This window comes from Stutzerimonas sp. CXK-1 (assembly GCF_057738225.1).
In genome coordinates this window covers 379,834-397,317 of the sequence record NZ_CM173217.1, presented here as the reverse complement: position 1 = coordinate 397,317, position 17,484 = coordinate 379,834, and the positions used below count along the sequence as shown (strand labels likewise).

Annotated in this window: 18 protein-coding genes and 1 pseudogene; 10 read left to right on the top strand and 9 right to left on the bottom strand. The window is 61.5% G+C overall.

The window, feature by feature from the left end:
- Positions 1-62 precede the first annotated feature (62 nt).
- The 5 genes and pseudogenes from AC0KXH_RS01920 to AC0KXH_RS01900 all read right to left on the bottom strand — a co-directional run bounded on the left by AC0KXH_RS01920 (position 63) and on the right by AC0KXH_RS01900 (position 3,021).
- A complete protein-coding gene (locus AC0KXH_RS01920; RefSeq protein WP_488224054.1) occupies positions 63-533 on the bottom strand; it encodes a hypothetical protein in 471 nt (156 codons plus the stop codon).
- Positions 517-848, bottom strand: a pseudogene (locus AC0KXH_RS01915) (hypothetical protein); the annotation flags it as partial. The gene AC0KXH_RS01920 and the pseudogene AC0KXH_RS01915, both read right to left, overlap by 17 nt.
- A gap of 103 nt (positions 849-951) precedes the next feature.
- On the bottom strand, positions 952-1,494 hold the full coding sequence (locus AC0KXH_RS01910) for a hypothetical protein (RefSeq protein ID WP_488224053.1): 543 nt from the start codon (positions 1,492-1,494) through the stop codon (positions 952-954).
- A 92-nt stretch (positions 1,495-1,586) separates the two neighbouring features.
- The gene (locus AC0KXH_RS01905) at positions 1,587-2,138 is read right to left on the bottom strand and encodes a hypothetical protein (protein WP_488224052.1); all 552 of its coding nucleotides are present in this window, start codon (positions 2,136-2,138) and stop codon (positions 1,587-1,589) included.
- A 100-nt stretch (positions 2,139-2,238) separates the two neighbouring features.
- Entirely contained in the window at positions 2,239-3,021 is a 783-nt protein-coding gene (locus tag AC0KXH_RS01900; RefSeq protein WP_488224051.1) for a hypothetical protein, read from the bottom strand.
- A gap of 224 nt (positions 3,022-3,245) precedes the next feature.
- On the opposite strand from AC0KXH_RS01900, the gene AC0KXH_RS01895 reads away from it, so the two are divergent.
- Entirely contained in the window at positions 3,246-4,211 is a 966-nt protein-coding gene (locus AC0KXH_RS01895; RefSeq protein ID WP_488224050.1) for an integron integrase, read from the top strand.
- Between the two features lie 185 nt (positions 4,212-4,396).
- Here AC0KXH_RS01895 and typA read toward each other — a convergent pair whose 3' ends face one another.
- Complete coding sequence (typA, locus tag AC0KXH_RS01890; protein ID WP_041108499.1) at positions 4,397-6,217, bottom strand: translational GTPase TypA; 1,821 nt, start codon at positions 6,215-6,217, stop codon at positions 4,397-4,399.
- A 122-nt stretch (positions 6,218-6,339) separates the two neighbouring features.
- Complete coding sequence (gene thiI, locus AC0KXH_RS01885; protein ID WP_041108501.1) at positions 6,340-7,824, bottom strand: tRNA uracil 4-sulfurtransferase ThiI; 1,485 nt, start codon at positions 7,822-7,824, stop codon at positions 6,340-6,342.
- 344 nt (positions 7,825-8,168) lie between these two features.
- On the opposite strand from thiI, the gene glnA reads away from it, so the two are divergent.
- The 5 genes from glnA (at position 8,169) to ntrC (ending at position 13,612) form a co-directional block, all read left to right on the top strand.
- A complete protein-coding gene (gene glnA / locus AC0KXH_RS01880; RefSeq protein WP_061337995.1) occupies positions 8,169-9,575 on the top strand; it encodes a type I glutamate--ammonia ligase in 1,407 nt (468 codons plus the stop codon).
- A gap of 199 nt (positions 9,576-9,774) precedes the next feature.
- Complete coding sequence (locus tag AC0KXH_RS01875; protein WP_488224049.1) at positions 9,775-10,308, top strand: DUF4124 domain-containing protein; 534 nt, start codon at positions 9,775-9,777, stop codon at positions 10,306-10,308.
- A gap of 8 nt (positions 10,309-10,316) precedes the next feature.
- Positions 10,317-10,928: a DUF4124 domain-containing protein gene (locus tag AC0KXH_RS01870; protein WP_376748526.1), complete on the top strand. Its 612-nt coding sequence runs from the start codon at positions 10,317-10,319 to the stop codon at positions 10,926-10,928.
- 168 nt (positions 10,929-11,096) lie between these two features.
- Positions 11,097-12,179 (top strand): nitrogen regulation protein NR(II), encoded by a 1,083-nt coding sequence (glnL, locus tag AC0KXH_RS01865; RefSeq protein WP_041108509.1) that lies wholly within the window; start codon positions 11,097-11,099, stop codon positions 12,177-12,179.
- Positions 12,176-13,612: a nitrogen regulation protein NR(I) gene (ntrC, locus tag AC0KXH_RS01860; RefSeq protein ID WP_041108511.1), complete on the top strand. Its 1,437-nt coding sequence runs from the start codon at positions 12,176-12,178 to the stop codon at positions 13,610-13,612. The genes glnL and ntrC overlap by 4 nt, the downstream gene beginning before the upstream one ends.
- An 11-nt stretch (positions 13,613-13,623) precedes the next feature.
- Here the strand turns inward: ntrC and AC0KXH_RS01855 are convergent, their stop codons facing one another.
- The gene (locus tag AC0KXH_RS01855; RefSeq protein ID WP_488224048.1) at positions 13,624-14,064 is read right to left on the bottom strand and encodes a hypothetical protein; all 441 of its coding nucleotides are present in this window, start codon (positions 14,062-14,064) and stop codon (positions 13,624-13,626) included.
- Here AC0KXH_RS01855 and AC0KXH_RS01850 point away from each other — a divergent pair.
- The 4 genes from AC0KXH_RS01850 (at position 14,063) to AC0KXH_RS01835 (ending at position 17,046) form a co-directional block, all read left to right on the top strand.
- Complete coding sequence (locus AC0KXH_RS01850) at positions 14,063-14,557, top strand: tRNA (cytidine(34)-2'-O)-methyltransferase (RefSeq protein WP_041108516.1); 495 nt, start codon at positions 14,063-14,065, stop codon at positions 14,555-14,557. The genes AC0KXH_RS01855 and AC0KXH_RS01850 overlap by 2 nt on opposite strands.
- A gap of 78 nt (positions 14,558-14,635) precedes the next feature.
- Positions 14,636-15,172 carry an ATP-dependent protease subunit HslV gene (gene hslV / locus AC0KXH_RS01845; protein ID WP_041108518.1) on the top strand — a complete coding sequence of 179 codons (537 nt, stop codon included), beginning with the start codon at positions 14,636-14,638 and terminating at the stop codon, positions 15,170-15,172.
- Between the two features lie 107 nt (positions 15,173-15,279).
- Complete coding sequence (gene hslU / locus AC0KXH_RS01840; protein WP_041108520.1) at positions 15,280-16,623, top strand: ATP-dependent protease ATPase subunit HslU; 1,344 nt, start codon at positions 15,280-15,282, stop codon at positions 16,621-16,623.
- Between the two features lie 48 nt (positions 16,624-16,671).
- Complete coding sequence (locus tag AC0KXH_RS01835) at positions 16,672-17,046, top strand: gamma-butyrobetaine hydroxylase family protein (protein ID WP_061338000.1); 375 nt, start codon at positions 16,672-16,674, stop codon at positions 17,044-17,046.
- Positions 17,047-17,163: 117 nt separating this feature from the next.
- Here the strand turns inward: AC0KXH_RS01835 and AC0KXH_RS01830 are convergent, their stop codons facing one another.
- The gene (locus AC0KXH_RS01830) at positions 17,164-17,439 is read right to left on the bottom strand and encodes a polyhydroxyalkanoic acid system family protein (RefSeq protein ID WP_041108524.1); all 276 of its coding nucleotides are present in this window, start codon (positions 17,437-17,439) and stop codon (positions 17,164-17,166) included.
- Positions 17,440-17,484: the final 45 nt, after the last annotated feature.

Genomic DNA, 17,484 nt, shown 5'->3' with positions numbered 1-17,484 from the left:
CCCTCCATGAAAAGATTTAACGCAAACACCAGTGGCGCCCCTTAGGGCGCCCGCTGCATTGCCTAGCAGGGCAACAACTCTGCACCATCTAGCTGCTTTAAGGAGTCAAGTCGGTAATTCTTGTTCAGTTGACTCCCCTTACTATTTTTGAAATGCACAACCAGAGCATTCACCAGCGACTCACTCGGTATAAACACGATCTCACTAAACGAGTGACCCAAACGCTTTGCACAATACGCGCCTTCTATATTCTGGAAATGTCGACGAACTTTTGTCTCCGGGTCATCTTTGACTTCGCGTGTGCCGAAGTGAAAATTAAACTGATCAGTCGTGCTCACTTTATACTCATAAAGTTTGCCTTCAGCGATTCCGTCATACCCCTTGTCTGAGTCAGCGATCTGATGACCTAAGTGATGCGCCAACAGAATCTCACCCACCCCGCCTTTCGCCACGGCATCGCGGATGCCCAGCTTCTCCATTTCTTCGAATGCAGATTTAAGATGACCAACAATAATGTCATAAAGATGTGGCATACAAGTCTCTTTCTGCCCAACGTTTGGTTAAGGATGCGTGCATTAGCCCGTTGAGAAAAGGGGGCCAGATTTGATTTTCCGTTAACGCTCGCGGCCTGCCTTGCCCTCTCCGCTCGATTCGCAGCCCTGCAATTCGCTCTACTTCGTCTACGAAGCGATTATCGCCCGTCAACTGGCCGCGCTGCAGACCTTCACGAATCTGGGATAGTTCCTTGCGATACGGCTCCATGAACGAACGCCCACCATTCGTGCACGAACGGGGTTCAGTTCGATATAGCGAGAGCATGCAAGTAGATAGGTGTCGGTTTGTACGACGCATTCCATGTGATACCTAACGCCAGCCATAAGGGGCGCCCTGAAAAGGGCGTCCGGTGGAGGGCCATCGGCCCGGAACAACCTTAATGGCCTTGTTAGGCAATCAATCACTGCTACTCCAAGATTTCGGCTCTTTATAGCGCGCAAGCATTTCAGGTTGTTCTTGGGCAACTTTATAGAAAAACTCCCCCATTTGGCTTGTGAGAACTCTCAAAAAATACTCCAAATATCTCAGCTCTTTTTCACCAAGATGTAGGCCTTCATTGAACTGAAAGTGGGGAAAATTGAATCCCATATCCTTTATGGGAAAAGTAGTAACCCTGAAATGCATCTCTTCTTCGTCCGAGTGGGCGACAATTTTTCGTCTGAGTTCCAGGATTTTCTCAACCAAAGCTTTCTGATCTTGGCTCAAGGTGATACCGAGAGCACGCAAGCCAATTGTTGTTCCTTTTCTAGTCGTTTCGAAAGGGCGTGCCATTGAGATAATCAGAGTGGACTCATAGCACCTGAACCGACGCAACTCGACTTTGCTGTACTTGGCATCGAAATCACAATCCTGAAGTAAAAACGTCAGCGCAGAGAGCGCCTGCTGGAAATCCCAAACAGAATAAATAGCCCTCTCAAGTTGAGCTTCAGTGATGTTCATAATGCCTAACGATTAATCTAACGGGCAGGCAAAAGCGCAGCTTTTGACTGTCCAGCGAACGAAGTGAGCGGCAGTTGAGCGCATTGTTATATTCATAGCGTCCCATTGTAAAAGATAGGGCTTTTATCAATGCCTATATCTATGCGTATAGCGTTGAGCAACGCAAGTGCATTTGCTCTAACCTTTTCCCACTTGTACTCGGCGTTTCCATGGGCGACCAATAGTAAGTTATCTATCAGTTCGTCTTGTGCGTCCATGACAGCCTGTGGTGCGATCATGGCAAGGTAGCCATATATTCTTATACGCTGTTCATTGAATTCATCGAAACGCGCATTAGCTTCATTGGCTTGTAGCCTCCCAGACTCATGAGCATCTAACGCGGATAGAATTCTTGCAATTACATCGATTACGGCTCGATAGGTATGTAATTTGTCGTTTTGAAAGCGAAGCGTCGTTTCTTTTACGATATCAAGCTCAAGCTTTGTTTTCTCAAGCTCAGATGCCAGTTGATGCTTTTCGTTTTCTAGGATTCGCTGCGCCCATAATTTGCCCAGCCAGGTGGACAGGGCAAAAATAATCGCGCCACCTGCGCCAATTGAGGCAATCATTGCCGTTATGATTTTGAATGCGTCATCCCAGGCCATTCTGATTTCTTCTATTGAATATAACGATTAATCTAACAGGCGAGCCAAAGCGTAGCTTTTGTGAGTCCAGTGAGCGAAGCGAACGGTGTTGAGCGCATTGTTATACGGGGCCGCGAAGATTGGTATAGAGGGCAACTGCTTTGCTAAAGGAGCGCAAGTATGGCACTGAGCCAAGCAGCTTTTCTCTAGCCTCTTTGTAGCTGGCAAGGGCTTCTTGAAAATTTTCTTTTTGCTCTGCCATGGCCAAGGAAAAGAACATTGTGCCTGTTGTGGTTGCGCGAGGTGTTTCGGCAGGAATCTTCTCGTTGCGTGCTTGCAATGTGTCCATTATCACTTGCTGCTTTTCGCTAGCAAGGTTTGAGTTAATTAACTTGGTTATCGACAGTATTTCCTGATAAATCAGCTCTCCGAGCTTGATTACTTCCTCTGGCGTTGGAATGTAACCCTGGTGTATCACTCGATTTCTGAGTTCTGGGATTTTTTTGTTGAGTGTGTAGTTGCTGCCAAATACAAGCAGATGAAGAAATAGAAAGGCGCCGATTTGACGCTCTGATTGCTTGGAAACTTGTTTATATGTTTCCTCCAGAGCCTCTTTAGAAACGTTGTTCTTCTTGCAGAAAACATTTATTGCGAACTCAAAAAAGCGCTCATATGCCGATGAAAGGCCAGATGCAGCCTCAAGCGTATATCCCTCAATCAAAGCATTTGCTGCTGACTCAAGAAGTATTTCAAACTTCTGACTTTGAAGCAAAATTGCTGACTTATGACCTCTGGAGCACTCAATAAATGCTAGAGACTCTTCGTAATAGTCAGCGATTATTGGCTCAAACGAAGGGTGCCCAAGTTCTTTTTGACACTCCACACACATCGTAAATATCTTCACAGGGCTGGTTCCTTCAGAGCGTATAACAGTGATTAGACCGTATGCGGCGTTAACGCATAACGGTAGCGTTCGGTATAACTCAGAAAACACGGAGCCACTTATAAAAATATTCCCCTTTTAAAACAAAGACTTAGCTGATCGATCATGGCTTCCACTGTGTTCGCTTGACGGTTGTCTGTTGTGAATCTACGAATACTGTACAAACAACCAGTCAAGAAAGTCATATGGACAGCCAACCGCCCAAGCCGCGCCTGCGGGAGCAGTTTCACGCAGTGATGCGCGCGCATCACTACAGCATCCGCACCGAGAAAAGTTACTGGTACTGGATACGCTTTTACCTGCGGTTTCACCAGATGCGCCATCCGCTGGAGCTCGGGCCTGCCGAGGTCAACCAGTTTCTGAGCTGGCTTGCCAGCGAGCGTCACGTGGCGGCGGCCACGCAAAATCTGGCGCTGAATGCCGTCGTGTTTCTGTACGCCCGTGTACTTGAGCGACCGCTGGGTGATATTGGCGAGACGATCCGAGCCAAACGCCCACCGCGCTTGTCGGTGGTGCTGTCGCACCAGGAGGCGCTGGCGGTCATTGGTCGGCTGGCACCACCCTATGATCTGCTGGCGTCGCTGATGTATGGCGCAGGCTTGCGCGTGGTGGAAGCTGCGCGGTTGTGGGTTAAGGACATCGATTTCGACAAGCAGGTTATCATCGTGCGTGACGGCAAGGGCGGTAAGGACCGCACCACCTTGCTGCCAACCAGCCTGATTGCGCGGCTGACGGAACGGATTGCGCTGATTCGCGGGCGGTGGCAGGCGCGGGAGGCGTTCTACCAGGTGCCGGTGACGGTGCCCCACGCGCTCAAACGCAAGTACCCCAGCGCTTCCGGTTCGCTGCAATGGCAATGGCTGTTTCCCTCCGCCGGGGTATGCATGGATGCGGACGGCGACCCGGCTCGTCATCACGTGCGTGTCAGCTCCATTCAGCGTGCCATCAAGCAGGCGGTGCAGGCCTGTGGGTTGGGCAAGCCGGCGAGTTCCCACACCTTCCGGCATACCTTTGCTACCGAGCTGCTGCGCCGGGGCAGTGATATCCGCACGGTACAGACGCTGCTCGGGCATGCCGACGCGCGCACGACGCAAATCTATTCGCATGTGCTGGGTCAGGCATTTGCGGGGGTGCGCAGCCCGCTGGGTTGAGCGGTGGAGCGACCCATGGTTGGGCGTCTGGGTGTTGATGACGGCGGTCCCTGCCAGGATGGCGACATGCCATCACCCTCGGCAGGGTAGTTCGCGCAGATGCCGTGGCTCAAGTCCATGGGCGCGATTTTTGGATAGAAACAACAAAGGCGCCCGAAGGCGCCTTTGTCTGACTGCAACGGCGTTTAGACCTTGCTGCGCTCGTAGCGCTTGCGGTCGTTCTCGTTCAGCATCTTCTTGCGCAGGCGGATCGACTTCGGCGTGACTTCCACCAGCTCGTCGTCAGCAATGAATTCCAGCGCCTGCTCAAGGGTGAATTTCAGTGCCGGGGTCAGCTGGATGGTCTCGTCCTTGCCCGAAGCGCGCATGTTATCGAGCTTCTTGGCCTTGGTCGGGTTGATCACCAGGTCGTTGTCACGGCTGTGGATGCCGGCCAGCTGGCCTTCGTAGACCTCGTCGCCCGGGCTGAGGAACAGCTTGCCGCGGTCCTGCAGGGTTTCCAGCGAGTAGGTCAGCGCGGTGCCGGTAGCCATGGAGACCAGCACGCCGTTCTGGCGGTTGGTCACTTCACCGGCCTTGATCGGCCCGTAATGGCTGAAGGTCGAGGTCAGAATGCCGGTGCCCGAGGTCAGGGTCAGGAAGGCGTTGCGGAAGCCGATCAGGCCGCGCGCGGGAATGGTGTATTCCAGACGGATACGCCCCTTGCCGTCGGGGATCATGTTGGTCAGATCGCCCTTGCGCAGGCCCATCTGCTCCATCACCGGGCCCTGGTGCTGCTCCTCGATGTCGATGGTGACGTTCTCGTACGGTTCCTGCTTCTCGCCGGCCTCGTTCTCGATGATCACCACTTCCGGGCGGCCCACGGCCAGCTCGAAGCCTTCACGGCGCATGGTTTCGATCAGTACCGACAGGTGCAGCTCGCCGCGGCCGGAGACCTTGAACTTCTCCGGGCTGTCGCCCTGTTCGACGCGCAGCGCCACGTTGTGCAGCAGCTCCTTGTCCAGACGGTCCTTGATGTTGCGGCTGGTGACGAACTTGCCTTCCTTGCCGGCGAACGGCGAGTCGTTGACCTGGAAGGTCATGCTCACGGTCGGCTGGTCGACGGTCAGCGGCGGCAGCGCCTCGACGCTCTGCTGGTCGCAAAGCGTGTCGGAGATGAACAGCTCATCCATGCCCGAGACGCAGACGATGTCGCCGGCGGTGGCTTCTTCCACCTCGACGCGCTGCAGGCCGTGGTGGCCCATGATCTTCAGGATGCGGCCGTTGCGCTTCTTGCCGTCGGCGCCGATGGCGGTCACCGGGGTGTTGGAGCGGACCTTGCCGCGGGCGATGCGGCCGATGCCGATCACGCCGAGGAAGCTGTTGTAGTCCAGCTGCGAAATCTGCATCTGGAATGCGCCTTCGGTGTCGACCTTGGGTGCCGGCACGTGGTCGACGATGGCCTGGAACAGGGCATCCATGTTGTCGTCCATGGCTTCGTGATCGAGACCGGCGATGCCGTTCAGGGCGCTGGCGTAGACGATCGGGAAATCGAGCTGCTCATCGGTGGCGCCGAGGTTGTCGAACAGGTCGAAGATCTGGTCGATGACCCAATCCGGACGCGCGCCCGGGCGGTCGATCTTGTTCACCACGACGATCGGACGCAGGCCGGCCTTGAACGCCTTCTGGGTCACGAAGCGGGTCTGCGGCATGGGGCCGTCCTGGGCGTCGACCACCAGCAGCACGGAGTCGACCATCGACATGACGCGCTCGACCTCGCCACCGAAGTCGGCGTGGCCGGGGGTGTCGACGATGTTGATGCGGTAGTCGTTCCACTTGATGGCGGTGTTCTTCGCCAGGATGGTGATGCCGCGTTCGCGTTCCTGGTCGTTGGAGTCCATCACGCGCTCGCCTTCGGCTTCCTTGCGGTCAAGGGTGCCGGAGAGCTTGAGCAGCTTGTCGACGAGGGTGGTCTTGCCATGGTCGACGTGGGCGATGATGGCGATGTTTCTGAGGTTCTCGATCACTTTGGTTACCTAAAAAATATGCGGGAAGCGTGAAGCCGAAACGGGACGGAAGGCGCAGGCAGCAGCCCGGTCGGGAGGGTGCTTGCGTCGAATGACGATACGGCTGGTCGGACGGGCGCTCTTCACTGGGCGCTTCCAGCAACGGCTTTCGGGCTTGCCGGTCGGTAGACCCGCACGTTCTGGTGCCCCTCGCTCAGCAGGTGATGAGCATGCAGGCGGCTCATGACACCTTTATCGCAATACAGCAGGTACTGGCGGTTGCCATCCAGTTCCTTGAAGCGGTTGTTCAGCGCGTAGAAGGGCACCGTTTCGACTTCGATGCCGGCCAGCTCGAGGGGTTCGTCCTCGGCCAGGTCCGGGTGTCGGATGTCGAGGACGACCTGGCCGGGAAGCGCTTCGCCGACTTCCTCGACCGAGAGATCCTGGCCCAGTTCGTCGATGACCCGGTCGATGGCGACCTGGCGGGTGTTCGCCAGGGCGCGCTCGAGAATCGCCATGTCGAACTGCTTTTCCTCGTGCACGACCCGGTAGCCCTTGGCTCGGGTGGTCGGGTTCACCGAGATCACGCCGCAGTATTCGGGCATGTTGCGGGCGAATTCGGCGGTGCCGATGGCCGTCGCGGTGTCGATGATGTCCTGCTTGTGGCTGGCGATCAGCGGGCGCAGGACGAGCATGTCGGTAGCCGAGTCGATCACCTTGAGGTTGGTCAGCGTCTGGCTGGACACCTGGCTGATAGCCTCGCCGGTGACCAGCGCATCGATGCTCAGGCGCTCGGCGATCTGGGTCGCGGCACGCAGCATCATGCGCTTCAAGACCACGCCCATCTGGCTGTTGTCGACCTTCTGCAGGATTTCGCCGACCACCTCTTCGAAGGGCACGCTGATGAACAGCACGCGGTGCGAGCTGCCGTACTTCTTCCATAGATAGTGGGCCACTTCCATCACGCCCAGTTCATGGGCGCGGCCGCCGAGGTTGAAGAAGCAGAAGTGGGTCATCAGCCCGCGGCGCATCATCTGGTAGGCCGCGACAGTGGAGTCGAAACCGCCGGACATCAGCACCAGCGTCTGCTCCAGCGAGCCAAGCGGGTAGCCGCCAATGCCGTCATGCTGCTGATGCACGACGAACAGGCGCTGGTCGCGGATCTCCATGCGCACTTCGACTTCCGGCGCCTTCAGCGAGATGCCGGCGGCGCCGCAGCGCTGGCGCAACTGGCTGCCGACGTGGCGCTCGACGTCCATCGAGCTGAACGGATGCTTGCCGGCACGCTTGCAGCGCACGGCGAAGATGCGCCCCGGCAGGCGCTCGGCATAGTGCGCCTGGCATTTTTCGACGATGTCGTCCAGGTCGCCCAGCGGGTACTCGTGGACCTCGAGAAAATGCGCAATGCCAGGCATGCAGCGCAACCGCTCGATCATCTCGCGCAGCGCCTTGGCCTCGCCGACGGAAGTCTCCACCTCGATGTTGTCCCACACACCCTCGACCTGGAGCGCAGGGTCCAGGTCCTTGAGCACGGCGCGGATGTTTTTCGTCAGCTGACGAATGAAGCCCTTGCGCACCGGTGGGCTCTTGATGGTGATTTCCGGGAAAACCTTGACGATCAGCTTCATGGACGCAGCGCGTGGCCGGCGAGGCCTGAAAAAGAGGGGCGCGGAGTATAGCGGAAATGGCCAGACCTTTAGTCGGTTTTCTGCACCACTGGCGCAAGGCACCAAAAGGAGGCAGCGCACTGCGGGAGCGCACCATTAGCGTGCACAGCAGTGGCATAGACAGCCTGCCCTGACCGGGGGCCAGAGGCGCAGGCGGCGCCGGCGGGCGCACCGGACCCAACTCGGAGCACTGGCATGCAATTTGCTCCCTTGTGAGGCAGGTCGCCTTGGCGGAACATCGCCACCCGGCTTCAACCTCGATACAGGGAAGCTACTGTCACGCTTCCACCACTTGGAGAACACCCATGTCGAAGTCGCTTCAACTGATCAAAGATAACGATGTGAAGTGGATTGATCTGCGCTTCACCGACCCCAAGGGCCGCCAGCATCACATCACCATGCCGGCCCGCGACGCCGATGACGACTTCTTCGAAGTCGGCAAGATGTTCGACGGGTCTTCCATCGATGGCTGGAAGGGCATCGAAGCCTCCGACATGATCCTGCTGCCGGACGACAGCACCGCCGTGCTCGATCCGTTCACCGAAGAGCCGACCCTGATCCTGGTCTGCGACGTCATCGAACCTTCGACCATGCAGGGCTACGAGCGCGACCCGCGCGCCATCGCCAAGCGCGCCGAGGAATACCTCAAGTCCACCGGCATCGGTGACACCGTATTCGCCGGCCCGGAGCCCGAGTTCTTCATCTTCGACTCCGTGAAGTACAAGTCGGACATGTCCGGCTCGATGTTCAAGATCTTCTCCGAGCAGGCTTCCTGGAGCAGTGACGCCGACCTCGACGGCCGTCAGGGCAACAGCGGCCACTTCATCCGCGTGAAGGGCGGCTACCTGCCGACTCCGCCGGCCGATCCGGATCACGAGATCCGTACCGCCATGTGCAACGCCCTGGAAGAAATGGGCCAGGTCGTCGAAGTGCACCACCACGAAGTGGCCGGCGCGCAGAACGAAATCGGCGTGAAGTTCAACACCCTGGTGGCCAAGGCTGACGAAGTTCAGACCCTGAAGTACTGCGTGCAGAACGTCGCCGCCGCCTACGGCAAGACCGTGACCTTCATGCCGAAGCCCCTGTACGGCGACAACGGCTCGGGCATGCACGTGCACATGTCCATCGCCAAAGACGGCAAGAACACCTTCGCCGGCGAAGGCTATGCCGGCCTGTCCGATACCGCGCTGTACTTCATCGGCGGCATCATCAAGCACGGCAAGGCGCTGAACGCCCTGACCAACCCGTCGACCAACTCCTACAAGCGTCTGGTTCCGGGCTTCGAGGCTCCGGTCATGCTGGCCTACTCGGCCCGCAACCGTTCCGCCTCCATCCGCATCCCGTACGTCGCCAGCCCGAAGGGCCGTCGCATCGAGGCGCGCTTCCCGGATCCGTCGGCCAACCCCTACCTGGCCTTCGCCGCGCTGCTGATGGCCGGCCTGGACGGCATCCAGAACAAGATTCACCCTGGCGACGCCGCCGACAAGAACCTGTACGACCTGCCGCCGGAAGAAGCGGCCAACATCCCGCAGGTCTGCGGCAGCCTGAAGGAAGCCCTGGAAGCGCTGGAAGCCGACCACGAGTTCCTGCTCAAGGGCGGCGTGTTCACCAAGGACTTCCTGGATTCCTACGTCGAGCTGAAGGCGGCCGAGGAAATCAAGGTACGCACCTTCGTGCACCCACTGGAATACGATCTGTACTACAGCTGCTGATCGCCGAATCGAGGCCGGCCAACACCGGCCTCGACCGCGCCCACGAACCCCGCCACCCGGCGGGGTTCGTCGTTTATGGGCCACCCGGGCCAAGCGATGGCCGCCATCAGCAGGGCGTCGCAATTCCGCGCGATCGAACTTGCCTGCCATAGCTGGCGGTGCAAGGCTTCGATCACCCAACCCCCGCGGAGCCTTTCCGATGCGCAACGCACTGCTCGGCCTGCTCGCACTGCTGGCCCTCCAGGCACATGGCAGCGAGATCTACAAATACACCGATGCCCAGGGCAACACGGTGTTCACCAACCAGCCGCCGGAAAACGTCCAGGCCCAACCCGTCGAGCTGCCGCCGGCCAACACCGTCGATATCCGCACGCCGGAGCCGCCGCCGCCGTTGCCAGGCGAGGCGCAGCAGAACGGCCAACCCTATCGGCACCTGGCGATCGCCGGCATCCCCGACGAACAGGCGCTGCGCGCCAACAACGGCACCTTCGTGGTCAGCGCCGAGCTGGACCCGCCTCTGCAACCGAGCCATCGCCTGCGCTTCGTGCTCGACGGCATTCCGCAGGCCGAGCCGAGCCAGGCCACCAGCCTGCAGCTGAACAACATCGACCGCGGCCAGCACCGCCTGGAAGTACAGATCCTGCAGGGCGAACGCGAGATACAGCGCAGTGAACCGCAGCTGTTCACCGTGCAGCGTGTCCACACCTCCAGCCCGGCCCTGCGGGGGCGCTGAGGGTGCAATTGCTCGCCTGGCTTTTGCTGGCCCTGCTGGCCGCCCCGGCACAGGCCGGCATCTACAGTTATCTGGATGCCGAGGGCAACCGCGTATTTACCGACCGCCCCACGACGGCAGCCGAGCCGATCGAGCTCAAGCCGGCGAACCAGATGCCAGCGGTGCCGCTGCCCGCGCCCGCAACACAAGCACCGCCAGCGACGCCCGCACGCGCCGGCTACCAGGCGCTGCGAATCATCAGCCCGGCGGCAGATGCCACCGTCCGCGACAATGCCGGCAACCTGACCATCAACGGCGCGAGCGAGCCACCGCTACGCCCCGGGCACCGCTACCAGCTGCTGTTCGATGGCCAGCCATACGGCGAGCCGGGCGAGTCGGGCACATTCGCCCTGCACAATGTCGACCGCGGCACGCATCGCATCGCCCTGCTGATCCTTGCTGCCGACGGAAGCGAGCTGGCACGCAGCGCCGAGCAGGACGTCCACCTGCGGCGCATGTCGCTGGCTCAGCGCCGCAAGGCTCGGCCCTGCGCGAAAGACGACTACGGCGTGCGCCTGGAGTGCCCGCTGAAGGACAAGCCGGAAGAAAAACGCGACATCCCGTTCGTGCCCTATCTATGATCAGGCGGCGCACTTTTTTGGTGCGATAGCTCGCCAACGGCTGCGGGAAAGCCCAATTTGGTTCACGCAGCCTGCCCGAGGCGTGCAGGGAACCGCCATTTCGCGCCGCTATGGCGCGTTGGTTTGCTTCTTGCATTTGACGGTCTACCCACCGGATGCGGACCCGCCATGATCAACGATGCCTTGCAACGCCTGCTGCTCGAGAATCTGACTACCGCAACCCTTCTGCTCAATGCGCGGCTGCGCCTGGAGTACATGAACCCGGCTGCCGAGATGCTGCTGGCGGTCAGCGGCCAGCGTAGCCACGGCCAGTTCATCAGCGAGCTGTTTACCGAATCCCCCGAGGCGCTCTCGGCCTTGCGCCAGGCAGTCGCCGAAGCCCATCCGTTCACCAAGCGCGAGGCGACCCTGACCTCGGTCAGCGGCCAGACGCTGACCGTCGACTACGCCGTGACGCCCATCCCGACGCAGCAGGAAACCATGTTGCTGCTTGAAGTGCTGCCGCGCGATCGCCTGCTGCGCATCACCAAGGATGAGGCCCAGCTGTCGACCCAGGAAACCACCAAGCTACTGGTGCGCGGCCTGGCCCACGAGATCAAGAATCCGCTGGGCGGCATCCGCGGAGCGGCGCAGCTGCTGGCCCGCGAGCTGCCCGACGAGCACCTGAAGGATTACACCGAGGTGATCATCGAAGAGGCCGACCGCCTGCGCAATCTGGTCGACCGCATGCTCGGCTCGAACAAGCTGCCGTCGCTGGCGATGACCAATATCCATGAGGTGCTGGAACACGTTGCCAGCCTGATCGAGGCCGAGTCACAGGGACGCCTCATTTTGGTGCGCGATTACGACCCAAGCATTCCGGAAGTGCTGATGGACCGCGAGCAGATGATCCAGGCGCTGCTCAACATCATGCGCAACGCCATGCAGGCGCTGGCCGGGCAGACCGAACTCGGGCTCGGCCGGCTCACCTTGCGCACGCGCACGCTGCGCCAGTTCACCATCGGCCATGTGCGCCATCGCCTGGTCGCACGCATCGAGATCATCGACAACGGCCCGGGCATCCCCGCCGAACTGCAGAACACCCTCTTCTACCCGATGGTCAGCGGCCGCCCCGACGGCACCGGGCTGGGCCTGGCCATCACCCAGAACATCATCAGTCAGCACCAGGGCCTGATCGAGTGCGAGAGCCATCCGGGACACACCGCCTTCTCGATCTTCCTGCCGCTGGAACAAGGAGCCACAACGCCATGAGCCGAAGCGAAACCGTCTGGATCGTCGACGACGATCGCTCCATCCGCTGGGTGCTGGAGAAGGCCCTGCAACAGGAAGGCATGGACATCCAGAGCTTCGACAGCGCCGACAGCGTGCTCAACCGGCTGGCCCGGCAGCAACCCGACGTGATCATCTCCGACATCCGCATGCCGGGCACCAGCGGCCTCGACCTGCTGGCCAAGATCCGCGAACAGCATCCGCGCCTGCCGGTGATCATCATGACCGCGCACTCGGACCTCGACAGCGCAGTGGCCTCCTACCAGGGCGGCGCCTTCGAGTACCTGCCCAAGCCGTTCGATGTCGACGACGCCGTTTCGCTGGTCAAGCGGGCCTACCAGCATGCCCAGGAGCAGCAGGCCCAGGCGCCGACGCCCGATCAGCACCACACGCCGGAGATCATCGGCGAGGCGCCGGCAATGCAGGAGGTGTTCCGCGCCATCGGTCGCCTTTCGCACTCGAACATCACCGTACTGATCAACGGCGAGTCCGGTACCGGCAAGGAGCTGGTCGCCCATGCCCTGCACCGCCACAGCCCGCGTGCAGCCTCGCCGTTCATCGCGCTGAACATGGCGGCGATCCCGAAGGACCTGATGGAGTCCGAGCTGTTCGGCCACGAGAAAGGCGCGTTCACCGGCGCGGCCAGCCAGCGCCGCGGGCGCTTCGAGCAGGCCGACGGCGGCACGCTGTTCCTCGACGAGATCGGCGACATGCCGGCCGATACCCAGACCCGCCTGCTGCGCGTGCTCGCCGATGGCGAGTTCTACCGTGTCGGCGGGCATACCCCGGTGAAAGTCGACGTGCGCATCATCGCCGCGACCCACCAGGATCTCGAGGCGCTGGTGCAGGCCGGCAAGTTTCGCGAGGACCTTTTCCATCGGCTCAACGTCATCCGCATCCACATCCCGCGCCTGGCCGACCGGCGCGAGGATATCCCGGCGCTGGCGCGGCACTTCCTCGCCAACGCCGCACAGGAACTGGCTGTCGAGACCAAGCTGCTCAAGCCGGAAACCGAGGAATACCTCAAGCACCTGCCCTGGGCCGGCAACGTGCGTCAGCTGGAAAACACCTGTCGCTGGATCACGGTGATGGCCTCCGGGCGCGAGGTGCATGTCAGCGACCTGCCGCCCGAGCTGCTGCACCAGCACGGCGAGGCGCAGCCAGTCGACGACTGGCAGCAGGCACTGCGCAACTGGGCGGATCTGGCCCTTGGCCGCGGCCAGTCGAACCTGCTCGACGAGGCGGTGCCGGCCTTCGAGCGGATCATGATCGAGACCGCGCTCAAGCACACCGCCGGGCGCCGTCGCGATGCCGCGCTGCTGCTCGGCTGGGGGCGCAACACACTGACGCGCAAGATCAAGGAGCTGGGCATGCGTGTCGACGGCGCTGACGAGGACGACGGCGAGGAGGGCTGACGCCGCGAGGCTCAGGATTTGGGGATCAGGGCTACCCTGAGGGCCTGGTCGCGATCTCCTTCGAGGTGCCAGCGACCCTGCAGCGGACGGGTGGCGACGAAGTGCAGCAGCAGGCCGGTCTCGCCGGGCTGCAGCCGCCAGCGCACCGGCATGCCGGCCAGCTGCAGCTCACCGCTGCGGCCCGACGCCTCAGCCGCCAGCAGCAAGGCGAAGGCGCCGTCGACATCCTGCTGCTGACGTACCTCGGGCTCCCCGTCGAACACCAGGCGCAGCCCATCCTCGGTCGGTTCGATACGCTGCAACCGCACCGGCTCGGGCGTATCGAGCCGGCCGAGCATCAGCCCGACGAGAAAGCCGATCAGCAACAGCGAAGCGAAAAACCGCCGGCGCAGGCGCGGCATCGGGTCTGGCGCAGTAGAATCGCCGCGGTCGTCCACTCGGGTGCTGCGCATGTTTCACGTGATCCTCTTCCAACCGGAAATTCCACCGAACACCGGCAACATTATCAGGCTCTGCGCCAACACCGGCTGCAGCCTGCACCTGATCGAGCCACTGGGCTACGAGCTGGACGACAAGCGCCTGCGCCGGGCGGGCCTTGATTACCACGAGTACGCCCCGGTGCGCCGCCATGCCGATCTTGCCAGCTGCCTGGCCGCACTGGGCATCGCCCCGCCCGGCACGCCCTGCGACGGCACCGCGCCACGCCTGTTCGCCTTCACCACCAAGGGCTCGCAGGCCTTTCATGAGGTCGAGTTCCGGCGCGGGGATGCCTTCCTCTTCGGCCCGGAGAGCCGCGGCTTGCCGGACGAGGTACGTGACGCCTTCGCTGCGCAGCGCCGCCTGCGCCTGCCGATGCGCCCTGACAGCCGCAGCCTGAACCTTTCCAACACGGTTGCCGTGGCGGTCTACGAAGCCTGGCGCCAGCTGGACTTTGCGATGGACTGAACGTTGAAATGCCGGTGACGGCCCCCCATATCACCCGCATTCGGGCATTCATCGCCCCGCTGCGTGGAGATTTCCCCCTTGACCACCATCGTTTCAGTGCGCCGCAACGGCAAAGTCGTCATGGGCGGCGACGGCCAGGTTTCCCTCGGCAACACCGTGATGAAAGGCAACGCCAAAAAGGTCCGTCGCCTCTATCACGGCCAGGTACTGGCCGGCTTCGCCGGCGCCACCGCCGATGCCTTCACCCTGTTCGAGCGCTTCGAAGGCCAGCTGGAGAAGCATCAGGGTCATCTGGTCCGCGCCGCAGTCGAGCTGGCCAAGGACTGGCGCACCGACCGTTCGCTGAGTCGCCTGGAGGCCATGCTCGCGGTGGCCAACAAGGACGCCTCGCTGATCATCACCGGCAACGGCGACGTGGTCGAACCCGAGCACGGGCTGATCGCCATGGGCTCGGGCGGCGGCTTCGCCCAGGCCGCCGCGCTGGCACTGCTGCAGAAGGCCGGCGACGACATGTCCGCCCGCGAGATTGCCGAAACCGCCCTGAACATCGCCGGCAGCATCTGCGTGTTCACCAACCAGAACCTGACCATCGAGGAGCTGGACAGCGCGATCTGACAGGCCGATGAAAAACCGGTTGCTGCGGCAATACCGCGTTGCCCGCCTCGCCCAGGTTTTTCGAGCTGCCCGTTCATTCACTGTCCAGCTCCCGGAGTATTGAAAAAATGTCCATGACGCCCCGCGAGATCGTCCACGAACTCAACCGCCACATCATCGGCCAGGACGACGCCAAGCGCGCCGTGGCCATCGCCCTGCGCAACCGCTGGCGGCGCATGCAGCTGCCGGCCGAGCTGCGCCAGGAAGTCACCCCGAAGAACATTCTGATGATCGGCCCCACCGGGGTCGGCAAGACCGAAATCGCCCGGCGCCTGGCCAAGCTGGCCAACGCGCCCTTCCTCAAGGTCGAAGCGACCAAGTTCACCGAGGTCGGCTATGTCGGCCGCGATGTCGAATCGATCATCCGTGACTTGGCCGACGCGGCGCTGAAGATGCTGCGCGAGCAGGAAGTGCACAAGATGCGCCACCGTGCCGAAGACGCCGCCGAGGAGCGCATTCTCGACGCCCTGCTGCCACCCGCACGCCCGGTAGGCTTCTCCGAGGAGCCGGTGCAATCCGGCGATTCCAACACCCGCCAGCTGTTCCGCAAGCGCCTGCGCGAAGGCCAGCTCGACGACAAGGAAATCGACATCGAGGTCGCCGAAAGTCCGGCTGGCGTGGAAATCATGGCCCCGCCCGGCATGGAAGAGATGACCAGCCAGCTGCAGAACCTCTTCGCCAACATGGGCAAGGGCAAGAAGAAGAGCCGCAAGCTGAAGATCAAGGATGCGCTCAAGCTCGTCCGCGACGAAGAGGCCGCACGCCTGGTCAATGAGGAAGAACTCAAGGCCCGTGCGTTGGAGGCGGTCGAGCAGAACGGCATCGTCTTCATCGACGAGATCGACAAGGTCGCCAAGCGCGCCAACGCCGGCGGCGCCGACGTGTCACGCGAAGGCGTGCAACGCGACCTGCTGCCGCTGATCGAGGGCAGCACGGTGAACACCAAGCTGGGCATGATCAAGACCGACCACATCCTGTTCATCGCCTCCGGCGCCTTCCACCTGTCCAAGCCCAGCGACCTGGTGCCGGAACTGCAGGGCCGCCTGCCGATCCGCGTCGAACTCAAGGCACTGTCGCCGGAGGACTTCGAGCGCATCCTCACCGAGCCGCACGCCTCGCTCGCCGAACAGTACCGCGAGCTGCTCAAGACCGAGGGGCTGCAGGTCGAATTCCTCGAAGACGGCATCAAGCGCATCGCCGAGATCGCCTGGCAGGTCAACGAGAAGACCGAGAACATCGGCGCACGTCGCCTGCACACGCTGCTCGAGCGGCTGCTCGAGGAGGTTTCGTTCAGCGCCGCAGACCTGGCGGTCAAGCAGGATGGCGAGGCGATCCGTATCGATGCCGCCTACGTCAACGAGCACCTCGGCGAACTGGCGCAGGACGAAGACCTGTCGCGCTACATCCTCTAACCGCTGCGGCCGTGGCGAAGGCTGCGGCCGATCCTTCCGGAGCGTTGCATGCGCATTCCTACTGCGATCAAGCTGCACAAGGCCTCGAAGACGCTGGAGCTGGAGTACGGCGCCAGCGAGCGCCATGTCCTGCCGGCCGAATTCCTCCGCGTGCATTCGCCCTCGGCCGAAGTGCAGGGCCACGGCAACCCGGTGCTGCAGACCGGCAAACTGAACGTCGCGCTGGACAAGGTCGAGCCGGCCGGCCAGTACGCACTGAAGCTCACCTTCAGCGATGGCCATGACAGCGGGCTGTATTCCTGGGAGTACCTCGACCACCTGGCGCAGAACCAGCAGGCGCTCTGGGCCGACTATCTGCAAGCGCTGGAGAAGGCGGGCAAGTCACGCGACCCGGACGAATCGGTGGTCAAGCTGATGCTCTGAGCACGCAGCCGAAGGCTGGATGTCGCTTCTTGCAACCACCCCAGCGCGGCGCGGTGGATCGGTGAAACGCTGGGTCGATGTCGCACCTCTGGCGGAGCACAAGCGCGATGCGCCGGCTCAGGCCAGTGCCTTGTCCAGCGCGCGCTCGATCTGCCCCTGGATGCTCGGCCCCATCGCCGACAACAACAGCCCCAGGTTGAGCAGCACCTTTACCCGATCCTCGCCCACTTCAATGTGGCCGTCCGCGCCGCTGCGCCGTACGGCCAGCACGTCGCCCTGCCACTGGCAGCTCACACCGAACTCGCTGGCCAGCCGTCCGGCCAATTGCTCGGCCTTGGCACGCGCGGCTTCGCGACCGAGGCTGTGGGAACGCTCAACGATGATTCGGGCCATGCCGACTCCTGACTGCGGGCCGATGAACGGCCGGCACTATACAGC